1 protein-coding gene is annotated in these 541 nt (G+C 59.3%); it reads left to right on the top strand.

The genetic code is table 11. The features are described 5' to 3' along the window. A partial coding sequence (locus NX775_RS23950) for a condensation domain-containing protein (RefSeq protein WP_258838258.1) occupies positions 1 to 541 on the top strand: 541 nt, incomplete at both ends.

Raw genomic sequence — 541 nt, 5'->3', positions numbered from 1 at the left:
GCACTGGCCAAGCGCCACGGCGCCACCTTGTTCATGACCTTGCTGGCACCGTGGTCTGCATTACTGGCGCGCTTGTCCGGCCAGGACGACATCGTAATCGGAACCCCAGTCGCCAACCGACGCCACCGGCAGCTCGAGCCTCTGATCGGATTTTTCGTCAATACCCTCGCGCTGCGCGTCTGGCTGAGCGATACAACCAGCGCCGACGAGCTGATCGAGCAGCTCAAGGACATTTGTCTGAAGGCGTTCGCACACCAAGACCTACCGTTTGAGGAAGTGGTCGAAGCGGTCAATCCGACGCGTAGCCTGAGCCACAGCCCGCTATTCCAATCGATGCTGTCGCTCAACAATACGCCACGCAGCCGATTTGCCTTGCCCGACCTGACCTTAACGTCGCTGGCAGCGCCCGCGCGCTCGACTCAGTTCGATCTGTCGCTCAGCCTGACGGAGTACGATGATGTGTTGTCCGGCAGCCTCGAATACGCAAGCGATCTCTTCGACCATGTCACCGTAGAGCGTTTCGCAGAGTATTTTCAGACCA

This window comes from Massilia aurea, from assembly GCF_024753205.1.
GTDB lineage: Bacteria > Pseudomonadota > Gammaproteobacteria > Burkholderiales > Burkholderiaceae_D > Telluria > Telluria aurea.
This window is presented reverse-complemented; position numbering and strand designations above follow the sequence as displayed.